Here is a 21,164-nt window from a genome sequence, read left to right as displayed (position 1 = left end):
ATGACCGAATCCGACGCCGCCACTGACGAGGTTCTCGACGACTACGAGCTGCTGACCGTCGACACCGTGGCGGCCTACGTGGCCGGCCGCCCGGCCCTCGCCGAGCGCGTGGCACGGGTCGACGCGGTGCGCGAGGTGGGCGACGGCAACCTCAATCTCGTGTTCATCGTGACGGGCTCGGATCCGGCCGGCGATGCGGCGAGCCTCGTGGTCAAGCAGGCCCTGCCGTACGTGCGGGCCGATCCGTCGTGGCCGATGTCACCGACGCGCAACCACGCCGAGGCGCGGGCGCTGCGCGCTCACGGAGCACTCAGCCCCGACACCGTGCCCGCGCTGTACGACGTCGACGCCGCGCGGTACGCCTTCGCCGTGGAAGACCTGTCCGACCACGTCGTGTGGCGCTCGGCGCTCAACGACCGGCGTCGCCACGATGCCGCGCCGGTGCTCGGCCGGTACGTCGCGGAGGTGGCGTTCGGGACCTCGGCGTTCGGCGTCGATGCCGAGGCCCTCAAGCCGCTGGTGTCCGCGGCGATCAACCCGCCGCTGTGCAAGATCACCGAGCTGCTCGTCTTCTCGCAGCCCTACACGGCCGCCGGGCGCGACAGCGTCGCCGAGGCGAGCCGGGCCGACGTCGCCGCCTACGCCGACGATCCCGACGTGGTCGCCGCGATCGGGGCGGCGAAGTGGGGGTTCATGACCCACGCCGAGGCGCTGATCCACGGCGATCTCCACACGGGGTCGGTGATGGTGCGTGACGCCGACGATCCCCGAGGGCCGTCGACCAAGGCGTTCGACAGCGAGTTCGCCTTCTACGGACCGGTCGGCTTCGACCTCGGTCTGCTGTGGGCCAACCTCGTGCTCGCCGCCGCCCGCTCGGCGGCGCTGGGCGACGTCGACGATCTCGCCTGGCGTCTGGCCCAGGCCCCGCTCGCCTGGACCGGGTTCGAGAAGCGGTTCCGCGAGCTGTGGCCCGCCCGGGTCGACGCCGACGTCTTCACCGATCGGTTCCTCGAGGACTTCCTCGCCCGGGTCCGGGCGGATGCCCTCGCCGCCGCCGCCGCCGAGGCCGCCCGTCGGGTGATCGGCCCGTACCCGGTGTCCGACGTCGAGACGCTCGACGCCGGGCCGAAGGCGACGGCGGTGCGTGGAGTGCTCGCCGCCGCCCGCTACCTGCTGCTCGACACGCGCACCGCCGACGCGCCGACCGCCTTCGACCGCGTCGCCGACCTCCTTGCCGGCTGACGAGCGTTACGGTTGGTGCCAGGCACCATCCGTAACGCCGGACGCGATCCGCAGGGCGTAGCCGAAGAGCCAGTCGAGGCCCTCCGTGTGCCAGCGGGCCTGCTGCAGATCGGCGCCCCACACGTAGCTGCCGTGGCCGGCGACGATGACGCCGGGGATGTCACGGTCGTAGGCGGCTTCGAAACGGTCGCCGAGCTCGCCCATGTCCTGACTGTTGGCGATGACCGGCACGCGTACCACGTCGTCGTGGGCACGCCGCCCGATCGACTTGAGCATCTCGACGTCCCGCAGCACCACGCCGTCGGGCCAGCGGTGGGCGGCCTCGACGGCGTTGAGCGTGTGCACGTGCACCACGGCTCCGGCGCCGGTGAGGGCGGCGACGCGAGCGTGCAGGCCGGCCTCGGCCGACGGTCGCACGGTGTCGACGCCGGGTACGTCGACACCCGTCCCACCGTCGCCGACGACGGCCACGTCATGGGGTTCGAGCTCGCCCTTGTCGAGCCCGCTCGCCGTGATCGCGAGGAACAGCGGGTCGCGCTGGAGCACCTCGGAGAGGTTGCCGGCGGTGGCCCGCATCCAGCCGAGGGCGTTGAACCGGGCGGCCTCGGCGGCCAGGCGGGCCCCGGCGGCGAGCACGTCCGAGCGATCGGGCAGCGGCGCCGACATCAGACCGCGACCTCTCCGGCCGGCGTCGCCGCGAAGTACTCGCCGACACGCGCCGGGTCGAACGCGCCACGGTCGGTGACGATCTTGGTGACCAGCTCCGGCGGCGTGGCGTCGAACGCCGGATACCGACCGACGACACCGGCCACGGTGGTCGGCGCCCCGGCGAACGTCAGCAACTCGGCGCCGTCGCGCTCCTCCATGTGCACCCCGTCCATCGTGGGCGACTGGGCGTCGGGATGATCGACCATCGCGAGGTAGGGCACGCCGGCGTGACGGGCGGCGAGCGCCGCGGTGAACGTGCCGACCTTGTTGACCACGTGGCCGTCGAGGGTCACCCGGTCGGCCGCAGTGAGCAGCACGTCGACATCGCCCGACGCGAGGACGCCGGCCACCATCCCGTCGGTGATCAGCGTCGGGGTGTAGCCCATCTCGACGAGGGTCGGGGCGGTGAGCCGGGCGCCCTGCAGGTAGGGGCGGGTCTCGGTGCACACGAAGCTGAGCGACTTGCCGGCGTCCTGGGCGGCCGTCACGGCCCCGATGAGGAACTGGTCGGCCCAGCAGTGGGTGAGCACGGTCGAGCCGTCGGGGATCAGCGCCGCGGTGTGCCGTCCGATGGCCGCCGACGACTCGCGGTAGCGGGCGACGATCGCCTCGGCCGCGGTCGTGACGGACTCCACGAGCGCGGCGCCGCCCTCGCTCGCCGCCGGATCGTCGAGGACGGCGAGCGTGGAGGCGACGACGTCGCGGACGTGGTTGTTGGTCGGTCGCGTCGCGGCCAGGAGGCTCCCGGCCTCCCGCATCGCGTCGCGGGCCGCGCCGGCCGGCCGGCTCCGGTTCGCCCGCGCCGCCAGCACCATGCCGGCGGCGGCGGCGAACACCGGACCCGAGCTCTGCGTGACCATGTCACGAATGGCCGTTGCCACGTCCTCGACCGTTCGGCAATGCACCCAGCTGACATCGCGGGGATACACCCGCCGATCGAGGATGTCGACACCGCTGCCGTCGTCCTCGGCGAGCAGCCGCACCGAGTCGGCGAGCTGCGGAAGGCGCCTGGTCGTCACCCCTCAGACGTTAGGGCCGCGACCGCCGATCGCCATCGGCCCTGTTCCGCAGCCGGGCGGAGCCGGGCGACGCCACCGGAGAGTCAGTGCCGGGCCCGGCGAGCGGCCAGCTCGTCGGGCCGGAACTCCGGTGACCCGACCCAGGTGAGCAGGCGGGCCTCTCGAGCGCTGATCGCGTCGGCCGCGTCGAGCACGTCGCCGACAGCCTCGATCGGGATCTGCAGCGCACCGTGGCGGTCGGCGTGGACGAGGTCTCCGGCTTCGACGTGCAGCCCGCCCACGTCGACCGGCTCTCCCGTGGACACGACCCTGGTGTTGGCGCGGGCGACGCCGACGCCACGGGCCACGCACGCGAAGCCGAGCCCTTCGACCGCAGGCAGGTCGCGCACGAGCCCGTCGGTGACCACGCCGACGGCACCGAGTCGCGAGCAGATCGTGGCGTTGACCTCACCCCACAGGCAACCGGCGCCCTGGTCGCTGTCTCGCACGACGATGAGCTGAGGGCCCGGTGCCGCGGCGACCGCGGCGTACAAGGGCAGCATCGCGTCCCGTCGTGCCGCAGCGTCGGCGAACGGCGGCTCGGTACAGATCGTGACGGTCACGGCGAACCCGACGATCGGCGGGAGGGAGGGCAACACGCCGTGCAGGGGCGGGCGAGTGAAGCCGGTGGTGGCCGGACGGAGATCGAGGGAGTCGAGGGCGTTGGCCAGCGTCGGGGTGTCGAACCCGCCGAGTCGGGCGAGGACGTCCGCGTCGAGCGGTGATGCGATGTCGATGCTCATCACGCCACCGGCATGAGGAGAAGGGGCACGTGCTGCTGGCCGGCGTGGACGTCACGGTCGTTCGCCGATCCCGAGCTCACGGGCCGGGGGAACGAGATCTTGATGACGCGGAGGTCGGGGAGGCGGAAGATCCTCACGGCGCTGGCGTCGACCCGGTACAACGCGGCGATGCGGTCGGGGGTGAGGAGCGACTCGTCGGCCAGCTCTCGGTAGGCGTCGTCGGAGTCACAGAAGACGTCAAGGGTCTGCCAGAACGGGCCGGCGTTCTTCGAGCGCACGAGCTCGGCGACATCGCCCACGGTGCGGGCGGGGGCGGAGGTGGCGGCACTGGTCATGATGCGAAGATCTCCGTTCGGGACAGGTCGAGGGGGGAGTCGAGCTCGACCACGTGCTGCAGGACGAACTCGAACACGGGGCCGCGCGGCGTCTCGGCCGGCGATCCGGCAAAGGCGTAGCTGGGAAGGTCTCGCATGCCGGCGAGCGGCATGTGCAGCAGGTAGGGATTGGCGAACTTGGCGATCGCCGTAGCCGTCACCTGATCGCGCGCCGTGACGACGAGGAGGACCCCGACTTCGCGTGGGGGCGGCGAGGTGAGCGGCTCGAGCTCGCCGAGGACGGCATCGCGTCCGTAGCACCGCAGCTCGATGGTGTGGTCGTCGGGCGTCAACCCGAGCACCCGCTGCGCGCCGTCGGCCAGGAACGCCGCCATCGCGTCGAGCCATTCGTCGAGCCGGGTCAGGACTTCCGGATCCCGGATCCCGACCAGGACGATGGTCTGGTAGCCGGCGATCGCCGACCCCTCGAGCTTCATGGTGTGCACGGTCGCCGGCTCGAACGCCGACCCTTCGACGCGCACGCGCCGGTCGTCGAGTGCGAGATACGTGGCGCGGCTGGTGTCGAGCACACCGGCGGGCTCGCGCATGCGGAACGGGTCGGCGTTCTCGTACAGCATGTGAGCCGCGACCGATGTCGGCGTGCAGGCGCTGTCGGGGTTGAGCGGCTCGATCGTGAAGCCATCCACGTCGACCTCGAAGATGACGCCGCCGGTCCGCGGGTTGACGGTGCACTGACCGCCGCACTCGGCGGTCTTGGCGGCGTGCCACGACGGTCCGGGAGGGCAGCCGCGCATCAGCGGGACGGCCGCGAGCACGGCGGTGTCTGTGGTGCGGCCGGCGAGCACCACGTCGGCGCCCTGCTCGATGGCCCGCACGAGAGGGTCGTGCCCGAGCAGGCCGACGATGTGTTCGCAGCGGGCCACGGTGTGGGGCGTGAGTGCGCCGGCCGGCTCGAGCGGCGTGATCCGCCCGGCCTCGAGCCGGGCCACCACGGTCTCGGGATGCTGCTCGCTGTAGATCCTCGCCACGGTGGGGGAGAGACCCTCCTCCTCGGCGATCTTGTCGAGGATTCCCGCGACCCAGTCGACGCCGGCGTCGGTGCCGCTGGTGCCGCAGCTGCCCACGAGCAGGGGGATCCCGGCGCGTTGGGCGGCCACGAGGAGGATGCGCAGGTCGTGGGCGACGGCACGCTCGGCCGTCTTGGCGGTCGCCGCGCCCAGGTAGTACGGCCCGGAGTCGGTGGAGCCGCCGTCGACGGCGATGGCATGGGCGCCGAGCTCGATGCCGCGGGCCACGCTCTCGGGCGTGAATCCCGCCCCGAGCATGCCCGTGGGCACGAGCACCCGGGTGGTGACGGGCTCGGGGGACTCGTTCCGATCGTCGTGGTCAGGCATGCAGTGCTCCTCGTTGGCAGGGGGTTGGGTCGCAGGGGTGGGTGGTCAGGACGTGGGGAAGACGGTGCAGGCGTCGTGGCGGAACACCAGCCGGGGATGGTCGGGCAGCTTGGGTTCGGCGGTCTGGACGACCACCTCTGTGCCGCCGATGTCGACGATGTGGCGGTAGTGGTCGCCCACGAATCGCCGCCCGACGGACGTGCCGACCACCGCGGCCGCCGACCGGTCCACGACGTCGCCCGTGTCGAGACCGATGGCCTCGGGTCGGATGCCCACGTGGACCGGGCCCGTGGTCGTCCCGCGCGGGACGCCGATCGTCAGCACGGTGGACGTTCCGTCGATCACGACGTCGGCGAGGCCATCGCTGACCTGTTGTACCCTCGCCGGGAGGAGGTTGATGCGGCCGATGAAGTCGGCGACGAAGACATCGGCCGGCTGTCGGTAGATCTCCTCGGGGGTTCCCTCCTGGGCGATCCTGCCGTCGTTCATGACGATGATGCGGTCGCTCATCGACAGCGCCTCGTCCTGGTCGTGGGTGACGAAGATCGTCGTGATGCCGAGTCGCTCTTGCAGCTCGCGCAGCCACGTCCGGGCCCGCTCGCGCAGCTTGGCATCGAGGTTCGAGAACGGCTCGTCGAGCAGGAGCAGCCGGGGCGGGTGAGCGAGCGCCCTGGCGAGGGCGACGCGTTGCTGCTGACCGCCCGACAGCTGGTGCGGGTAGCGCGAGCCGAGATGATCGAGCTCGACGAGTTCGAGTACCTCGGCGACCCGGCGTCGTTGCTCGGCCTTGCCCACTCGGCGGAGCCGGAGGGGGTAGGCGACGTTGTCGTGGACGTCGAAGTGCGGCCAGACGGCGTACGACTGGAACACGACGCCGCACTCGCGACGCTCAGGGGGCACGACGAGCCGGCGTGACGAGTCGTACACCAGGTCGTCGCCGATGCGGATCTGCCCGCCGTCGGGTTGGTGCAGCCCGGCGACGGCCCACAGCGTGGTCGACTTCCCGCAGCCGCTCGGTCCGAGCAGGGTGAGGAGCTTGCCGTCCTCCGCCGTGAACGAGACGCGATCGAGGGCACGCTTCGTGCCGAACGACTTCTCGAGGTCGGTCACCGTGAGTTCGGTCATTGCGCAACCTTTCGGAAGGTCGACGGTCCGACGAGCAAGCGGGCGGTGCCGAGAACGACTGCGGTGATGACGAGCTGGATGATTCCGAGTGCGGCCACCGGTCCGGCCACGCCGGTCACCCAGAGGTTGAGCATCGTCAGGCCGATCACCTCGTTGCCCGGTGAGACCATGAACAGGGCCGGGTCGTAGTCGGCGAACATGGCGACGAAGAGCAGGACGTAGGACACGGCGATCGCCGGCCGCAGGAGGCGCACGACGATGGTGCGCATCGCCGTCAGCCAGTCGGCACCCGACACCCTGGCGGCACGATCGAGGTCGGCGCCGAGCGCGGCGAGCGCCGGGTAGAACGCGCTGTAGCCCAGGGCCAGGCTGCGGACGGCGAAGGCGATGCCGATCCCCCAGAGGCTCGACCGGACGATGCCCCCGGGGTCGATGACCGCGAACGACCAGAAGAACGCCATGCCCGTGACGAGGCCCGGGATGGCTCTGGGGTACAGAGTGACGTATTGCAACGAGCGGCGCAGTCGCATCTCCGAGCGGTGCGCGACGAGGGCGATGACGGTGATCACCACAGTGGTGAGCGCGCCGCCGACGGCGGCGATCAGCAGGCTGTTGGTGACCGACCGGCGAAAGGTGTCGTTGTCCGCGACGGTCCGGAAGTTGTCGAGCGTGACCACATCCCACGGGTCGATGAACGGGGTCAGGATCGAGGTGAACGCGCGGAGCAGCAGCCCGGCGGTCGGGATCGCGAGGGTGACGAGGAAGTAGGCGCCGAGGCCGAGCGACAGGGGCCAGCGCAACCAGCCGACCGACACGGGCGCCTGCCGCGCCGGCTTGCCGCTCGTCGTGGCGAAACGGTGGATGTCGCCGGCGAGGCGATTGCGCAGCAGGAGCATGGCGGTCATCGCGGCGAGCAGGACGACGGCACCGGCGGAGACCAGTCCCTGGCGGGGCGGGAACGTCGCGTTCCAGTTGTCCAGCAGGTAGGTGGAGATGAAGTCGATGTCGGCCGACGTGCCGAGGAGCAGCGGGATGCCCACCACCTCGAGACTGAGCGCGAAGGCGATGACACCGGCGTTGAGCACGCCCGGGCGCAGCAGGGGCACGGTCACCGACACGATGGCCCGCAGCGGGCTGGCGCCATGGCTGCGCGCGGCGTGCTCGAGGGTCGCGTCGATAGTGTTCATCGACGTGGTCACGACCATGTAGACGAGCGGCATCAAGGCGCCGACGGCGACGAGCGCCATCCCCGGGATCGAGTACAGATCCCAGAACACGGGGAACGGGGTGTGGGTGTCGATCCAGCTGCTGACGTAGCCGGCCTTCGAGTACATGGCGATCCAGCCGAGCATCAGGGGCAACCCGGGGAGCACGACCGGGGCGACGATCAGCACGCGCAGCAGCCGTCCGCCGGGAAGGGCGACACGATTGAGGAGCACCGCCATCGTGGTGCCGATCACGATGGAGGCCGTCGTGGTGAGGGCGGCGAAGATGACGGTGTTGCGCACGGCGGCCCACCAGGCCGTGTCGGTGAGCAGGTCGCCGTAGTTCTGCAGCGTGAACGACCCACCGTCGTCGTACAGCGGCGTGGTCCAGAGCGACGCCCACACCACCGGCACGAGCGGCCCGACGACCAGGACAACCGTGACGATCCACACGGCGTACTGCACGACGACCGACCGGTGTCGGCCGAACCGTCGGCGGGCGCGTGGCGCCGGCGCGAGGCGGGCCAGAGCACCGTGCTCGAATGGTGTGGACGCCGTCATGGGTCAGCGGCCGAAGGCGTCGTTCCAGCGGCTCTGGATCGCTTCGCGCTCGGTCTCGAGCGCCGGGTCGTAGTTGACGACGTTCATGTTCTCGTCGCCGATCTGGTCGGCGATCGCCTGGTACCCGTACGGGCAGTCGTTGCCGTCGAGGTACGGCGTGAGGCCGCCGGCGCAGAGGGCGTCCTGGCCCTCAGCGCTGAGGATCCACTCGATGAACAGTTGTGCCGAGGCGGGGGAGTCGGCGTCGGCCACGATGCCCATACCGCGCGGCACGAGCGGGGTGGCGTCCTCGAGGTAGCGGTAGTCGAGGACCGATCCCTGCGCATCGTTGTCGATCAACTGGCGCACGGCACCCGAGACGAAGAACGCGGCGGCGTACTCGCCGTTGACCGTCTTGTCGAGGAGGGCGCCGGTGCCCGACTCGGCGGCGGTGTGCGCACCGAGCGCGTCGAGCGTCGCCCACGCGTCGTCGCCACCAGCGGTGACGAACCCGAAGTTGGCCGTGTACGCCTGCGAGTTCTCGATCTCCACGGTGCCGATCCCACCGTCGATCTCGCCGGCGATCTCGGCGAGAGCGGCGAGCGTCGTGGGTTGCTCGTCGGGCGGGATGAGCATCTCGTTGTACATCGCCACCATCGGGTCGATGGACATCGTGAAGACCCCGTCGGCCTGGACGGCGAAATCCGGCAGGCCCTCCGCGGCGGATGGTTCGAAGGCGATCACGTCGCCCCGTTCCACGAGGTCGAGCCAGCCGACGGACTCGCTGGCGATGATCATGTCGGCGGTGGCGACGCCGGACGACGACTCGCTGAGATAGCGCTGGAACGCCTCCAGACCGCCGAGGTCGAACGTCTCGACGTCGATGTCGGGGTAGGCCTCGCCGAAGGCCTCGAGGATGGGTCCCCAGATGTTGTCACTGGGATTGCCGTAGATGACGAGCGTGTTCTCGCCGGCGCTGGCCGAGAGAAATCTGGTTGGTGACCCGTCCGGCGACGCCGCCGTGGTCGGCGACACGCCTGCGCCGACGGCGCTGATGCCGACGATGGCGACAGCGACGGCACGATGTGATGTTCGGTGCGACATGAACGTTCCCCTACTTGTTATGTGCTATAGCATTGGTGAGCGGACAGATCCGCTCGTGGTGTGGTCCGCGGTCGAGATCCGATTCAGCCGGTGAAGTGACGCGCCGCGCCCCGGGCGTGGTGGAGCATGAGCCGTTCGGCCTCGTCGGCATCGTGGCGCTCGACGGCCTCGAGGATGCGGCGGTGCTCGTCGTAGCGCTCGTCGTCGGTCCGGCCGGCGGTGACCTGGTCCTTGAGGAGCCGCACACGATGACGGAAGCTGAACGCGTTCACCGTCGACAGCCAGCGCAGGAGCACGGCATTGCCGCACGCCGACTCGAGCTCGGAATGGAACGCCCGGAGGCTGAGCAGCAGCATCTCCGCGGTTCGTTCGGGATAGGGCTCACCGTTGGCCAAGGCGGCACGCAGGTGTTCGCGATGCTCGTCCGCCTCGGCCAGGTGACGAGCAGCTGCGGCCACGGCGACGGGTGAGGCGTTGGTGGCGGCGAAGCGCACCGCCAGCGACCGGAGGTTCGCCTCGATCAGGGCGAACTCGTAGTCCGACGATTCCCGCGTGTCGAACACGACCAGCGTCCGGGCGCCCCGCCGCTCGATGAGGTGCTCCTGCTCGAGCCGGCGCAGCGCCTCGCGCACCGGCGTCGGGCTCACCGAGAGCGTGTCGGCGAGGCCGCGCTCGGTGATCCGTTCACCGGGAGCGAGCTCGCCGTTGGCGATGGCTCGACGGATGGCGTCGTACGCCTGCTCCGCCAGGGTCGGGGCGGTCAGCTCTTCCATCGGGCTGTCCCTCGTGGCGTCCGTGTCGCCGGATGTACACCACGACGTGTCGCTCCGGTCGCCCCCATCGAGAGCATACTCTACATGCTATAGCAACGGTGTCAAGGGGTGCCGATCCCCTCGGCGGGGCGGTGCCGAGGCGCCGCCTCCACGATGCCAGCGCCCAGGTGCCGCAGAGCGCGACGCTGGCGGCGATCCACACGCCGACGACGACGAGCACGTTGAACACCGCCCCACTCAGCACGACGCGTACGTGCCCGCTTCGGTCAATGCGTAGTCGTGCAGCTCGGCGACCCAGTCCGTGAAGAGGGCGAAGACCGACGCGTTGAGCCAGTCGCAGCGCAGCCGTTCGTCGTCGCGCAGCTCGATGGCGGCGAGCGTGCGGTGATCGTCACCGTCCCGGGCGTGTCCGGATTCGAGGGCGAGGTGGAAGTCGCCGAGGTAGCGCAGCTCGATGCCCTCGTCCCGTTCGAGCTGCCGGGCGATGGCGGCGGTGCGCTCGAACAGCACGTTGCCGGTCTCCTCGATCGCCTCGATGATCACCATGCGTTCGACAGGGGTGGCCCCGAAGATCAGGTGAGCGAGGCGGCTCGCCAGCATCCGGTTCACCTTGTGCCGATCGCTGTAGAGGCTGCCGAGCAACTCCGCCGGGGGCTGGGGTGTGTCGTACCCGAGACGGTCGAGATCCTCGAGATACCAGGGCCAGTGGTGGTCGTCCTCGTAGGTGTGGAGGTTCACGAGGTGCTGGTGGGGATCGTCGGACGACTCGTCACGCAGGACGTACTTGTTGAGATCGCCGAAATCCATGATGAACGGGGCCATGCACGGCATGAACCCGAGCCGCCGGCGAGCGGGGACGGACTCGTCCTCGAGGAATCGGAAGAAGGGCAGGGTCGAGTAGGCGCGCTTGGACGCCATGATGTTTCGCAGAACCTTTCGCATGCGGCGACTGTGCGCAGTCGGCATCGGGCGGACGCTTGGAGACCACGTGGAGGATTCTCCAGACGATCTCCACGGGACGGGGAGCGAGGGCCGGTCGGTCGATCGGCTGCTCCCGTCGACGGGGCTTGAACCCCGCGGGTGCTGGGTATGTGCTGCGGCATGTCGTCTCCATCGGTGGAGCCGGTAAGGATGTGAGCGCATCCACCATCGACCACCTCCGTGCCCGATCGCACGAAGAGGTGCGCGTGCAGCGGATCGTCTACTCGACGATGACCGCCCTGTTGACGCTCGTCGTCGGGTTGGCGGTCACCGACGCCTTGAAGCTGACGAACGTCTACGGCGTCAGGACGACCGACGCCAGCGCGACCGGCGGCGGCTACACGCTCGTGGTCGATCACGCCTCGGTCACCCGTCCCGGTCTGGCCACACCGTTCCGGATCGAGGTGCGCGCCGACGCCGGCTTCGACCAGCCGATCACCCTCGGTGTCGATCGTCACTACCTCGCCATGTGGGACGAGAACGGGTTGTCGCCGGCGCCGGCCGAGGAGACGGTTCGCGGGGAATGGGCCGACTGGACGTTCGACCCGCCCGACGGCGACGTGTTGCTCGTGTCGTTCGACGCCCGCGCCGAGCCGGGAGTGCAATCCGGGCGCGACGGCGCGGTCCAGCTGCTGATCGACGGGGACGTCGTCGCCGAGGTCGGCTTCCACACGAGGGTGATGCCCTGATGGAGATCGTCGCCCGGGCCACGGTCGTCTTCGTGCTGCTGTTCCTGCTCACGCGAGGCAGCAAGCGACGCACCCTGGCCGACTTCGCCCCGTTCGAGTTGCTCCTCCTGGTCGTGATCGGCGACATCGTCCAGCAGGGGGTCACGCAGGAGGACATGTCGCTCACCGGCGCCGTGCTCGCCACGAGCACCTTCGCCTTCTGGGTGACGGTGCTGTCGTTCGTCACGTGGCGCTGGCCACGTGCCGGGCGCGTGGTGGAAGGCGCGCCGCTCGTGATCATCCAGGACGGAGTGCCGATCGTCCATGTGCTCAAGGCCGAGCGGCTCCCGCTCGACGAGGTGTACGAGGCGGCGCGCCAGAACGGCATCGTGTCGCTCGACGACGTTCGTCTCGGGATCCTCGAGCCCACCGGGCGGATCTCGTTCATCATGAACGACACCAAGTCGTCTTGAATGCGCGGCGACGTCCTGATCTGCCCCGCCGGCCGTCCGGCGATGAGTTCTCCGGGCCGACACCGTCGCTGCTGGTATGACCACCCCGGATCCCGGTGTGCCCACTGCCGACGACGGGCGGGCGATCATCGATGCCAACGCCTACATGACGCTGGCCACGGCGGACGGCTCCGGCCGGCCATGGGCGTCACCGGTGTGGTTCAGCCATCGGTCGTACTCGCACCTCGTGTGGGTGTCGCGGCCCGGTGCGCGGCACTCCCGGAACATCGCCCAGCGACCCGAGGTCGGCATCGTCGTGTTCGACTCGACGGTGCCGATCGGCGACGGTCGGGGCGTCTACATGGACGCCATCGCCGCGGCGGTGGACGAGCACGAGGTTTCCGAATGGCTCGAGGTGTTCTCCGACCGGCTCGTCGCCCAGGGCGCCACGCACTGGCGGGAGCACCAGGTCACCAGCGACGCCCCGTTCCGCCTCTACGTCGCCACGGTGACCTTGGCCTACGTGCTGGACGATCACGACCAGCGCACCGCCGTGGATCTCGCGCCGTCCTGAGCGGTGGTCAGCGCCGGGCGAGGGGCCGCGTGTGGCGGAGCTTCGTCGGCATGTCGAGTCGCGGCGCGTCGTCGTCCTCGCAGCAGGCGATCAGCGGTGTGTAGCACGCGATCCCGTCGTGGTACGCCGCGACGTCGGTCCCCGGTTCCGCGTCGCGCTCCATCGGCTCGTAGCCGAGCTTCACGTAGCCGGCGCCCTGTTCGGTGATCGTGGTCTGGATGGCGCCGAAGGAGGCGAGGCGTGCCTCCTCGAACGACTTGAGGTCGTCGAGGTGGACGTTGGGGACGTTGACGTTGAGCGCCGTGGGTCGGCCGCTGCGGATCAGGGCGTCGAGCGCCAGTCCGGCGACGTGGCACGCCGTCTCCCAGTGCACCTCGGACCCGGTGCCGATCGACACGGCCATCGACGGGAGGCCGAACGTCGAGGCCGTGAGGGCGGCACCGACCGTGCCCGAGTGGAGCACGGCGTGGCCGAGGTTCGGGCCGCGGTTGATACCAGACAGGACGATCTCGGGTGGCGTGCCGAAGACCCCCACCGCCGCGGCTCTGACGATGAACGCCGGTGCCGCTTCGACGGCGTAGAAGCAGACGCCGGGCAGGCCGACGAGATCCCGCTCCTCGACGAGCAGCCGGCCGCCCTCCTCGACGGCGGTGAGCGAGGCACTGGCACCGCTCGCGTCCCAGCTGGGCGCGGCGACCGCTACCTGGTGACCCGCCTCGTGGGCGACCGACGCCAGAGCTCGGAGCCCTGCGCTGTCGATGCCGTCGTCGTTGGTGATGAGCACACGCACGGTGCGTGGGTACCCCGCCGCTGATCCCGCCATGCCGCACGATGTCGCCCACGCGCTCGTCGTATGTCGGGACGCGTTCGTGGGAACGCGGTGCAATGCGATCGTCGCTCGATCCAGATGGGGATCGACTGGTCCGCGGGGAGGGACGGGTCCGCGCGGTGCGTTCGGTGTGGTTCGACAACTTTAGTGATAATTTAACTCGGGTGATGAATCCAGGAGCCCGGGTCCAGCGTCCCGCAGGACGGCCGTCGTGACCTCGCTCGTCCCGACCGTGGCGGACCCCGTTGCCGACGTCGGCGGGGTGCTCCAGGATCTCGTCCACGAACAGGCGGCAGAGTTGGTGTCCCTGGATTCGTCACTGCGGCCCTTCGCCGATGCCATCTCGACCCACGTACTGGGCGGCGGCAAACGGGTTCGTGCCAAGTTCGTCATGCTCGGGTACCGGGCGGCAGGCGGGCTCGACGTTCACGTCGCGGCCCAGGCGGGCGCAGCCGTCGAGCTCGTCCATGCCTACGCCCTCCTCCACGACGACGTGATGGACCGCTCCGACACCCGGCGCGGGCGCCCCTCGTTTCATCGCGTCCTCGAGCAGTGCCACCGAGCGAGCGCGTCGGCCGGCGACTCGCACTGGTTCGGGATGAGCGCCGCCGTGTTGGCCGGCGATCTCGTCGCCGCGTGGGCGGACGACCTCGTGGCCGACCTGCCCGTCGACGCCGCCACCCTCCGGCGCGGTCGGCGGGTGTTCGCTGCGTTGCGCCGGGAAGCGGCAGCCGGCCAGTACCTCGACCTGTGCGGGCCCGACGGCGCCGACGGGTGGCGACGGATCGCGCTGCTGAAGTCGGCCCGCTACTCGGTGACCAGACCGCTGCTGTTCGGGGCGGCCCTGGCCGGACCGACCGACGAGCGGCTGACGGCCGCGCTGGAGGCGTATGGAGACCACCTGGGTGTGGCCTACCAGCTGCGCGATGACGTCCTCGGCATGTTCGGCGACACGGCCGAGATGGGCAAGAGCAATCTGGATGACGTCCGGCAAGGAAAGCGAACGCTGCTCGTGTCGACCGCCGAGCTGCTCGGAGGGGCCGAGCGACGGGCGGAGCTCGCGGCGGCGCTCGGCGACCCCGCAGCCACCCCCGACACCGTCGATCGCGTGCGGCAGATCATCGCGTCCTCCGGCGCGCTCGCTCACGTCGAGGACGTGATCGTCGCCGAGCGCGACGCGGCGATCTGCGCCGTCCGTTCCGACGGCGTCGTCGATCCGGTCACCGCTGACGCGCTCAGCGAGCTCGCCCGTCGCGCCACCAGCCGCCGGGGTTGAGACCCGTGCACGCCGTCGTCATCGGAGCGGGCCTCGGTGGCCTGTCGGCGGCATGTCATCTGCGCGCCGACGGCCACGACGTCACCGTGGTGGAGGCGGCCGATCAGCCCGGCGGGTGCATGCGCGCGATCGAGCGTGACGGCTTCCGCTTCGACGGCGGACCGACGGTCCTCACGATGCCCCATCTGCTGGACGATGCCTTCGCCGCCGTAGGAGCACGACGCGACGACCTGCTGGACCTCCGGCCCGTCGATCCGCTCTACCGGGCGCGGTTCGCCGACGGCTCGGTCCTCCACGTCCGGCGCGGGCGCGAGGCGATGATCGAGGAGATCGCCAGGGTGTGCGGCGACCATGACGCCGCCCAGTTCACCCGCTTCGTCGAGTGGCTACAGCGGCTGTACGACGTGGAGATGCCGGCGTTCATCGAGCGCAACTACGACGGTGTGGCCGACCTCGTCCGCCCGCTCCGACCGGCGATCGAACTGCTCCGGCTCGGCGCCTTCCGCAAGCTGTCGGCCACCGTGGCCCGCTACTTCCGCGACGACCGGCTCCGCCGCATCTTCAGCTTCCAATCGCTGTACGCCGGCCTGGCACCGCACGAGGCACTGGCGATCTACGCCGTCATCACGTACATGGACAGCGTCGGCGGCGTGTTCGCGCCACGCGGCGGGATGAGCGCCGTGCCCACCGCTCTGGCCGATGCGGCCGCCGCCGCCGGCGTCACGTTCTCGTACGACACCCCCGTCGCCCGTGTGGAACGCCGGCCCTCGGGGGCGGTGGCGGGCGTGCGGCTCGTGGACGGCACCCGCATCGCGGCCGACGTCGTCGTGTCCGACGCGGCACCGGCGAGCCTCTATCGCAACCTTTTCGACGACGTGCGGCCGCCGCGCCCGGTTCGACGCGGACGCTACGCCCCGTCCGCAGCGGTGTGGCACGTCGGGACGAGCGGCTCGTTGCCCCCCGGGGCGGCCCATCACAACATCCACTTCGGCGCCGCCTGGCGCGAGGCGTTCGACGCCCTCGTCCACGACGGCCGCCGCATGCCCGACCCGTCTCTGCTGGTCAGCATCGCCTCGATCGACGATCCGGGCGTCGCCCCGCCCGGGCGCCACGGGCTGTACGTGCTCGAGCCCGTCCCCAACCTCGACGGCGCGCTCGACTGGAGCCACGAGCGCCGCCAGGTGCGTCACGACCTGGCGGATCGGCTGGGACGGCTCGGATACCCGGTGGGCGACGCGGACATCGAGGCCGAGCTGCTCGTCGATCCCCACGACTGGCAGGCAGCCGGCATGGAACGCGGCACGCCGTTCTCACTATCGCACCGGTTCACGCAGACGGGCCCGTTCCGGACACCGAACGTCGAGCGCCGCGTGCCGGGTCTCATCCTGTGCGGGGCCGGCACCGTCCCCGGCGTGGGCATCCCGATGGTGCTCGTCTCGGGCCGCCTCGCCGCGCAGCGAGCACGCCGGGCGGCGAGATGAGCGGCTCCACCGTCACTCTCGAGGAGGGGTACGCGGCGTGCCGGCGGTTGACCAGACGTCACGGCACCACCTACTACTGGTCGACCCTCGTGCTGCCGCGGGTGAAGCGGCACCACGTCTGGGCGCTCTACGCCTTCTGCCGGTACGCCGACGACATCGTCGACGAGTCGCCCGCACTCGCCCCCGGCGATCGCAGCGCCGCCATCGCCGAACTGTCGGCCGACCTGCGCGCCGCGCTCACGAGCGGTTCGTCGGCCGATCCCGTCCTGCACGCCCTCTCCCACACGGTGCACGCGTTCGAGCTGGATCACGATGCGTTCGACCGCTTCCTCGGTTCGATGCGCATGGACCTCACCGTCGATCACTACGACACGTGGGCTGACCTGCTCGGCTACACGGACGGCTCGGCGGCGGTGATCGGCGAGCTGATGCTCCCGATCCTCGAGCCGACCGACCCCGCCGCCTTCGAGCCGGCCCGGGACCTGGGTCACGCCTTCCAGCTCACCAACTTCCTGCGCGACGTGGCCGAGGACCTCGATCGCGGCCGGGTGTACCTGCCCCAGGAGGATCTGGAGCGGTTCGGCGCCGACCCTCGTCGCCGAACCGCCGACGAGCGGTGGACCGAGCTGATGCGCTTCGAGATCGAACGGTGCCGGTCGCTGTACCGATCGGCCGATCGCGGGATCGACCTGCTGCCCGCCGCCTCGGCACGCTGCGTGCGATCGGCTCGCCGGCTCTACAGCGAGATCCTCGATCGCATCGAGGACGCCTCGTACGACGTCTTCGCCGGGCGGGTGCGGGTCCCGCTGTCCCGCAAGATCGCCGTGGCCGCGGCGGCCGCCTGGCCAGGTGTGTGTCTCGGAGGCCGAGCGCCATGACCGTCGGCGTGCTCGCGGTGATCGCCGTCGCGAGCGCGCTCGCTCTCATGTGGTCGGTGCCCCGTCTGCCGCCGGCCGGTGTGGTCCCGCCGCAACGCGTCGCCGTCGTCATCCCCGCCCGCAACGAGGCTCGTCGACTCCCGCACCTGCTCGCCGGTCTCGCCGCCCAGACCCATCCGGCCGACCGCGTGGTCGTCGTCGACGACCTGTCGGAGGACGACACGGCCGCTGTCGCCCACGGGGCGGGGGCCGCGGTCGTGGCGTCCGGCGGACCGCCCGCGGGCTGGACCGGCAAGGCCTGGGCGTGTCACTGCGGCGTCGAGGCGGCGGTGGCCGGGGGCACCGACCTGCTCGTCCTGCTCGACGCTGACGTGCGACTGGCACCGGACGCGTTGGAGCGGCTCCGCACCGGCCACGCCATGCTCGCTCCGGACGGCCTGCTCTCGGTCCAGCCGTATCACGAGACGGCTCGTGTCGTGGAGCAGCTGTCGGCGGTGCCCAACATCGTCGCCGTGATGGCATCGGGAATGGCGGCGCTGCGGGCGCCGCGTACGGGTGCGGTCGCCTTCGGCCCGTGTCTCGTCACGACGCCCGCGGCCCTGGCCGATGCCGGCGGATTCGAAGCGGTGGGAGCCGACGCGATCGAGGACATCGCGCTGGCGCACCGCTTCGGTGACCGCGGGCGGACCGTCCGCTGCGTCGCCGGTCGCGGCACCGTCGCCTTCCGCATGTACGAGGAGGGCGCGCGGGCGCTCGCCGAGGGGTGGACGAAGAACCTCGCCGGAGGGGCCCGCCGTGCGGCGGCCGGACCGGTCGCGGGAGCGGTGGCGTGGGTCGCCGGAGCGGCCGCGGTGGCCGTCGAGGCCGTCCTCCGTCCGTCGCCCCTGTCCGTCCTGCTGTGGCTCGTGATCGCCGCCCAGATGGCGTGGATGCTGCGCCGTCTCGGCCGCTTCCAAGTCTGGACCTCGGTCCTCTTCCCCGTGCCGCTCGCCGCGTTCATCGGCCTGTTCGCGGGGTCGGTCATCCGTCGTGGCGTCTTCCGATCGGTCACGTGGCGCGGCCGCGAGATCCCCGTCGCCGGGTCATGAGCGCGCTGCCGCTCGTGTGGGCCCCTGCCGATCCGGTGGCCGCAGGACTCAATCTCGTGACTGCCGTCGGTGTGTCGTTCGCTGCTGGATACTGGGCGCACCGGCTGCCGAGCGAGCGACTCGCACGCGACGGGCCGCTCCTGCGGCTCCGGACGTTCGAGCGCGACGGGCGGATCTACGCCGACCGTCTGGCTATCGGCAGGTGGAAGGGTCATCTCCCCGAGGCCGGGGCGTTCTTCGCCGGCGGGACGTCGAAACGCCGGCTCGTCGGCGCCGATCCGGTGTCCCTCCGCGCGTTCGCGATCGAGACCCGGCGCGCCGAGCGGTCGCACTGGGTCTCGCTGCTCCTCGTGTCGACCGTTCCGTTGCTCTGGAACGGCGTGCTGGGGAGCGTGCTGATGATCCTGTACGGCCTGGTGTCCAACGCTCCGTGCATCGCGGTGCAGCGCTACAACCGCGCCCGCCTCGTGCGCGTGCTCGATCGCCACTCCGGTGCCGCCGGTACGCAGCGCGCTCAGGAGCTCCGGTCGAGGACGTCGACGCCGTTGTCCGACGACGGGTAGCGGGGCCGCCGCACGAGCGGCAGCAGCATGCCGTACGGCTCGTCGCCGCCGCAGTGGTGATCGCGGTGGGCGGCGGTCAGCCAGGTGGTCAGGCGGGTGGCCGGGAGTCGCAACGGCACGCGACGGTGGATGACGACCTCGTGGACCACGAGGTAGACGGCGCCGTAGGCGGTCACCCCGACGGCGAGCCACCACGCCGGGGGCCATGGGCCGCTGCCCACGGCGAACATCGTCACGCCGAGCGCGGCGAAGATCAACGGGAACCGGTCGTTCGCCTCGAACCGTCCTCGCCCCGCCTCGTGGTGGCTGCGATGCCACGCGTAGCCGATGCCGTGCATGATCCAGCGGTGCATGGCGTAGCTCACCGCCTCCATGGCGACGAACGCTCCGGCCGCCAGCAGTGCGGCAGTCATCGGGCCTCGTCCTCGTCGTGGCCGGGCGCCTGGCGGTCCCACAGCACCATGACCATCGTCAGCACGGCGAACGCGTACAGGTACTCCTCGGCGAGGATGTTCCAGATCGGCGTCCAGCCCGACGTGTCGGCCGGCCGGTAGATCACGATCGGCGCCGAGTCCTTGGTGAGCCAGCCGTCGACCGGGATCATGAAGCCGAGGCAGATCAGCATCGAGATGTAGTAGGCCGGCTGACGGAACAGGCCGGTGCGGAAGACCGCCAGCTCGAGCACGACGACGAGCAGGGCGGCGGTGATCGCCAGCGCCGGATAGATCGGCATCACGAGCCCTCCGCGGCGCTGGTGGTGCCGGCCGTGGTGCCGCGCACGGTGCGATCCGTGGCCCGTGCGGGCCGGCGACGGGCCCCGGGCAGCAGCCGCCGCACCGTCTCGAGCGTGAGCAGTCCGCACACCGGCACCACCACGAAGAACAGCAGCTCCTCGACCGCCAGATCACCCGGGAGGCGGAGCCCGATCGTGTAGCGCGACGCGAAGGACCACGTGCCGTGGGCGGTCGCCCAGATGTCCCAGACGACGAACACCAGCCACACCGGCGCGAGGGCACGCACGAGCCGACGCGGCCGCCGCCAGACCCGCGCCCCGAGCCCGAACCTGGCGGGCCCCGCCTCGAGGGGCAGGGTGATCAGCACGCAGAGCCCGAGCACGATCAGGTAGTGCCAACGGTCGAGGTCAGGCATCACGCGGCCGTCCTGCCCGGTCGGCAAACCAGGCCACCACGTCGTCGATGGTCGACGACCAGCTGTCGCCGCCCAGCTCCCGGGCCTCGGTCACCGATCCGACGGCCGCCCCGCCCACGAGGACGGGGCATCCGGTCGCGTCGCGAACGCCGGTCGCCGCCGCGTGGAGCCGGCCCCGGGCCGGTTCGTCGAGGGAGGACGTCGCACACAGGCCGACACCAACGAGACGGTCCTGGGCCCGCGCCGCACCAACGATGTCGTCGACGGGGGTGTCCGCTCCGAGGTCGACGACATGGAGACCTTGGTCGCGCAGCACATCGGCGGTGAGCGAGAGGGGAAGGGCGTGACGTTCACCGCTGACCCCGGCGATCACCACGGAACCGGAACGCCGTCCGCGCTGCCGTTCGCCCGCCCCGAGCCGGGCGAGGAGCCGGAGCATCACACCCGACGCGATGTGCTCGTCGGCCACCGTCACGATGCCCGCCTCCCACCGGTCGCCGACCTCGGCCATCACCGGGACCAGCAGGTGCTTCACGATGTCGGCGCGCTGCCAGCCGGCGACCAACCGTTGCTCGACGATCGCCCAGGCACCGGTCTCGTCGGCGGCGAGGAGACGGGCGATGAGCCGTTCGATGCGCTCGGGGTCGGCCCGCACGGCCGCGCCGGCGGCGCGGCGTCCCGGGCTCGAACGGCCGCCGTGGCGGAACCGCTCGATCTCGGACGGCGTGACCACCCAGCGCCCGCCGACCTGGTGGGCCGCCAGGGCCCCGGTGCGTACATAGCGGTAGGCGGTCATGTAGTGCACGCCCAGCGCGGTCGCGGCGTCAGCCAGGGGGATCGGGCCGGTCTCCATTTAGTACAAATTTACTCCGTTCGTACCGGAACGCGCCTCGCTGCGGGGTCGAGGCGAACGGATGGTCCATCGCCGTCGGGAGCGGAGCCGCGTTCGACCGGGCGCGGGCGAACGGATGCTAATTTCGCCGCCGGCGAGATCACCG

At 71.0% G+C, this 21,164-nt stretch carries 24 protein-coding genes; 9 read left to right on the top strand and 15 right to left on the bottom strand.

Features of this window, described 5'->3' with window-relative positions:
• Positions 1 to 1,242 carry an S-methyl-5-thioribose kinase gene (gene mtnK, locus DN771_RS11235; protein WP_116997457.1) on the top strand — a complete coding sequence of 414 codons (1,242 nt, stop codon included), beginning with the start codon at positions 1 to 3 and terminating at the stop codon, positions 1,240 to 1,242.
• Between the two features lie 6 nt (positions 1,243 to 1,248).
• On the opposite strand, the gene mtnB is transcribed toward mtnK, so the two are convergent.
• The 10 genes from mtnB to DN771_RS11185 form a co-directional block, all read right to left on the bottom strand.
• A complete protein-coding gene (mtnB, locus tag DN771_RS11230; protein ID WP_116997456.1) occupies positions 1,249 to 1,908 on the bottom strand; it encodes a methylthioribulose 1-phosphate dehydratase in 660 nt (219 codons plus the stop codon).
• The gene (locus DN771_RS11225; RefSeq protein ID WP_116997455.1) at positions 1,908 to 2,969 is read right to left on the bottom strand and encodes a translation initiation factor eIF-2B alpha/beta/delta subunit family protein; all 1,062 of its coding nucleotides are present in this window, start codon (positions 2,967 to 2,969) and stop codon (positions 1,908 to 1,910) included. The genes mtnB and DN771_RS11225 overlap by 1 nt, the downstream gene beginning before the upstream one ends.
• A gap of 83 nt (positions 2,970 to 3,052) precedes the next feature.
• Positions 3,053 to 3,751 carry an RraA family protein gene (locus DN771_RS11220; RefSeq protein ID WP_116997454.1) on the bottom strand — a complete coding sequence of 233 codons (699 nt, stop codon included), beginning with the start codon at positions 3,749 to 3,751 and terminating at the stop codon, positions 3,053 to 3,055.
• Positions 3,751 to 4,086, bottom strand: a complete 336-nt coding sequence (locus tag DN771_RS11215; RefSeq protein WP_116997453.1) for a DUF4387 domain-containing protein — start codon at positions 4,084 to 4,086, stop codon at positions 3,751 to 3,753. The genes DN771_RS11220 and DN771_RS11215 overlap by 1 nt, the downstream gene beginning before the upstream one ends.
• Positions 4,083 to 5,480 carry an acyclic terpene utilization AtuA family protein gene (locus tag DN771_RS11210; protein ID WP_116997452.1) on the bottom strand — a complete coding sequence of 466 codons (1,398 nt, stop codon included), beginning with the start codon at positions 5,478 to 5,480 and terminating at the stop codon, positions 4,083 to 4,085. The genes DN771_RS11215 and DN771_RS11210 overlap by 4 nt, the downstream gene beginning before the upstream one ends.
• A gap of 45 nt (positions 5,481 to 5,525) precedes the next feature.
• Positions 5,526 to 6,605, bottom strand: coding sequence for an ABC transporter ATP-binding protein (locus DN771_RS11205; RefSeq protein ID WP_116997451.1), 1,080 nt, complete (start codon positions 6,603 to 6,605; stop codon positions 5,526 to 5,528).
• Positions 6,602 to 8,275 carry an ABC transporter permease gene (locus tag DN771_RS11200; RefSeq protein WP_162941811.1) on the bottom strand — a complete coding sequence of 558 codons (1,674 nt, stop codon included), beginning with the start codon at positions 8,273 to 8,275 and terminating at the stop codon, positions 6,602 to 6,604. The genes DN771_RS11205 and DN771_RS11200 overlap by 4 nt, the downstream gene beginning before the upstream one ends.
• A 99-nt stretch (positions 8,276 to 8,374) precedes the next feature.
• Positions 8,375 to 9,454 (bottom strand): ABC transporter substrate-binding protein, encoded by a 1,080-nt coding sequence (locus tag DN771_RS11195; protein ID WP_116997449.1) that lies wholly within the window; start codon positions 9,452 to 9,454, stop codon positions 8,375 to 8,377.
• An 83-nt stretch (positions 9,455 to 9,537) separates the two neighbouring features.
• Complete coding sequence (locus tag DN771_RS11190; RefSeq protein WP_116997448.1) at positions 9,538 to 10,227, bottom strand: GntR family transcriptional regulator; 690 nt, start codon at positions 10,225 to 10,227, stop codon at positions 9,538 to 9,540.
• 237 nt (positions 10,228 to 10,464) lie between these two features.
• The gene (locus tag DN771_RS11185; protein WP_116997447.1) at positions 10,465 to 11,169 is read right to left on the bottom strand and encodes a hypothetical protein; all 705 of its coding nucleotides are present in this window, start codon (positions 11,167 to 11,169) and stop codon (positions 10,465 to 10,467) included.
• Between the two features lie 191 nt (positions 11,170 to 11,360).
• On the opposite strand from DN771_RS11185, the gene DN771_RS11180 reads away from it, so the two are divergent.
• The 3 genes from DN771_RS11180 to DN771_RS11170 all read left to right on the top strand — a co-directional run bounded on the left by DN771_RS11180 (position 11,361) and on the right by DN771_RS11170 (position 12,902).
• Positions 11,361 to 11,897 (top strand): hypothetical protein, encoded by a 537-nt coding sequence (locus tag DN771_RS11180; protein ID WP_162941810.1) that lies wholly within the window; start codon positions 11,361 to 11,363, stop codon positions 11,895 to 11,897.
• Positions 11,897 to 12,349 carry a DUF421 domain-containing protein gene (locus DN771_RS11175; protein ID WP_116997445.1) on the top strand — a complete coding sequence of 151 codons (453 nt, stop codon included), beginning with the start codon at positions 11,897 to 11,899 and terminating at the stop codon, positions 12,347 to 12,349. Before DN771_RS11180 ends, DN771_RS11175 begins: the two co-directional genes overlap by 1 nt.
• Positions 12,350 to 12,425: 76 nt before the next feature.
• Positions 12,426 to 12,902, top strand: a complete 477-nt coding sequence (locus tag DN771_RS11170) for a pyridoxamine 5'-phosphate oxidase family protein (protein ID WP_116997444.1) — start codon at positions 12,426 to 12,428, stop codon at positions 12,900 to 12,902.
• A gap of 7 nt (positions 12,903 to 12,909) precedes the next feature.
• Here the strand turns inward: DN771_RS11170 and surE are convergent, their stop codons facing one another.
• A complete protein-coding gene (gene surE, locus DN771_RS11165; RefSeq protein WP_162941809.1) occupies positions 12,910 to 13,692 on the bottom strand; it encodes a 5'/3'-nucleotidase SurE in 783 nt (260 codons plus the stop codon).
• Positions 13,693 to 13,942: 250 nt separating this feature from the next.
• Between surE and DN771_RS11160 the strand changes: the two genes are divergently transcribed.
• From DN771_RS11160 to DN771_RS11140, 5 genes are read left to right on the top strand one after another with little or no spacing between them, the layout of a single operon-like run.
• A complete protein-coding gene (locus DN771_RS11160; protein WP_116997442.1) occupies positions 13,943 to 15,007 on the top strand; it encodes a polyprenyl synthetase family protein in 1,065 nt (354 codons plus the stop codon).
• 5 nt (positions 15,008 to 15,012) lie between these two features.
• The gene (locus DN771_RS11155) at positions 15,013 to 16,488 is read left to right on the top strand and encodes a phytoene desaturase family protein (RefSeq protein ID WP_227462310.1); all 1,476 of its coding nucleotides are present in this window, start codon (positions 15,013 to 15,015) and stop codon (positions 16,486 to 16,488) included.
• Positions 16,485 to 17,366: a phytoene/squalene synthase family protein gene (locus DN771_RS11150; protein WP_116997440.1), complete on the top strand. Its 882-nt coding sequence runs from the start codon at positions 16,485 to 16,487 to the stop codon at positions 17,364 to 17,366. The genes DN771_RS11155 and DN771_RS11150 overlap by 4 nt, the downstream gene beginning before the upstream one ends.
• Positions 17,363 to 18,454, top strand: coding sequence for a glycosyltransferase family 2 protein (locus tag DN771_RS11145; protein ID WP_116997439.1), 1,092 nt, complete (start codon positions 17,363 to 17,365; stop codon positions 18,452 to 18,454). Before DN771_RS11150 ends, DN771_RS11145 begins: the two co-directional genes overlap by 4 nt.
• Entirely contained in the window at positions 18,451 to 19,017 is a 567-nt protein-coding gene (locus DN771_RS11140) for a glycosyl-4,4'-diaponeurosporenoate acyltransferase CrtO family protein (protein ID WP_162941808.1), read from the top strand. The genes DN771_RS11145 and DN771_RS11140 overlap by 4 nt, the downstream gene beginning before the upstream one ends.
• Here DN771_RS11140 and DN771_RS11135 read toward each other — a convergent pair.
• From DN771_RS11135 to DN771_RS11120, 4 genes are read right to left on the bottom strand one after another with little or no spacing between them, the layout of a single operon-like run.
• Positions 18,969 to 19,430 (bottom strand): sterol desaturase family protein, encoded by a 462-nt coding sequence (locus DN771_RS11135; RefSeq protein ID WP_116997437.1) that lies wholly within the window; start codon positions 19,428 to 19,430, stop codon positions 18,969 to 18,971. The two genes, DN771_RS11140 and DN771_RS11135, sit on opposite strands and share 49 nt — an antisense overlap.
• Entirely contained in the window at positions 19,427 to 19,750 is a 324-nt protein-coding gene (locus DN771_RS11130) for a lycopene cyclase domain-containing protein (protein WP_116997436.1), read from the bottom strand. The genes DN771_RS11135 and DN771_RS11130 overlap by 4 nt, the downstream gene beginning before the upstream one ends.
• Positions 19,750 to 20,166, bottom strand: a complete 417-nt coding sequence (locus tag DN771_RS11125) for a lycopene cyclase domain-containing protein (RefSeq protein WP_116997435.1) — start codon at positions 20,164 to 20,166, stop codon at positions 19,750 to 19,752. Before DN771_RS11125 ends, DN771_RS11130 begins: the two co-directional genes overlap by 1 nt.
• Positions 20,159 to 21,019 carry a B12-binding domain-containing protein gene (locus DN771_RS11120; protein WP_116997434.1) on the bottom strand — a complete coding sequence of 287 codons (861 nt, stop codon included), beginning with the start codon at positions 21,017 to 21,019 and terminating at the stop codon, positions 20,159 to 20,161. The genes DN771_RS11125 and DN771_RS11120 overlap by 8 nt, the downstream gene beginning before the upstream one ends.
• Positions 21,020 to 21,164: the final 145 nt, after the last annotated feature.

It is taken from the genome of Desertimonas flava (genome assembly GCF_003426815.1).
GTDB classification, from domain to species: domain Bacteria; phylum Actinomycetota; class Acidimicrobiia; order Acidimicrobiales; family Ilumatobacteraceae; genus Desertimonas; species Desertimonas flava.
This window is presented reverse-complemented; position numbering and strand designations above follow the sequence as displayed.

Coding starts and splice junctions, on each gene's coding strand:
- DN771_RS11130 (WP_116997436.1), bottom strand. CDS start 19,750: ATGCCGATCTATCCGGCGCTGGCGATCACCGCCGCCCTGCTCGTCGTC.
- DN771_RS11195 (WP_116997449.1), bottom strand. CDS start 9,454: ATGTCGCACCGAACATCACATCGTGCCGTCGCTGTCGCCATCGTCGGC.
- DN771_RS11120 (WP_116997434.1), bottom strand. CDS start 21,019: ATGGAGACCGGCCCGATCCCCCTGGCTGACGCCGCGACCGCGCTGGGC.
- DN771_RS11125 (WP_116997435.1), bottom strand. CDS start 20,166: ATGCCTGACCTCGACCGTTGGCACTACCTGATCGTGCTCGGGCTCTGC.
- DN771_RS11190 (WP_116997448.1), bottom strand. CDS start 10,227: ATGGAAGAGCTGACCGCCCCGACCCTGGCGGAGCAGGCGTACGACGCC.
- DN771_RS11135 (WP_116997437.1), bottom strand. CDS start 19,430: ATGACTGCCGCACTGCTGGCGGCCGGAGCGTTCGTCGCCATGGAGGCG.
- DN771_RS11185 (WP_116997447.1), bottom strand. CDS start 11,169: ATGCGAAAGGTTCTGCGAAACATCATGGCGTCCAAGCGCGCCTACTCG.
- DN771_RS11150 (WP_116997440.1), top strand. CDS start 16,485: ATGAGCGGCTCCACCGTCACTCTCGAGGAGGGGTACGCGGCGTGCCGG.
- DN771_RS11205 (WP_116997451.1), bottom strand. CDS start 6,605: ATGACCGAACTCACGGTGACCGACCTCGAGAAGTCGTTCGGCACGAAG.
- mtnB (WP_116997456.1), bottom strand. CDS start 1,908: ATGTCGGCGCCGCTGCCCGATCGCTCGGACGTGCTCGCCGCCGGGGCC.
- DN771_RS11220 (WP_116997454.1), bottom strand. CDS start 3,751: ATGAGCATCGACATCGCATCACCGCTCGACGCGGACGTCCTCGCCCGA.
- DN771_RS11145 (WP_116997439.1), top strand. CDS start 17,363: ATGACCGTCGGCGTGCTCGCGGTGATCGCCGTCGCGAGCGCGCTCGCT.
- DN771_RS11175 (WP_116997445.1), top strand. CDS start 11,897: ATGGAGATCGTCGCCCGGGCCACGGTCGTCTTCGTGCTGCTGTTCCTG.
- DN771_RS11140 (WP_162941808.1), top strand. CDS start 18,451: ATGAGCGCGCTGCCGCTCGTGTGGGCCCCTGCCGATCCGGTGGCCGCA.
- DN771_RS11210 (WP_116997452.1), bottom strand. CDS start 5,480: ATGCCTGACCACGACGATCGGAACGAGTCCCCCGAGCCCGTCACCACC.
- mtnK (WP_116997457.1), top strand. CDS start 1: ATGACCGAATCCGACGCCGCCACTGACGAGGTTCTCGACGACTACGAG.
- DN771_RS11170 (WP_116997444.1), top strand. CDS start 12,426: ATGACCACCCCGGATCCCGGTGTGCCCACTGCCGACGACGGGCGGGCG.
- DN771_RS11215 (WP_116997453.1), bottom strand. CDS start 4,086: ATGACCAGTGCCGCCACCTCCGCCCCCGCCCGCACCGTGGGCGATGTC.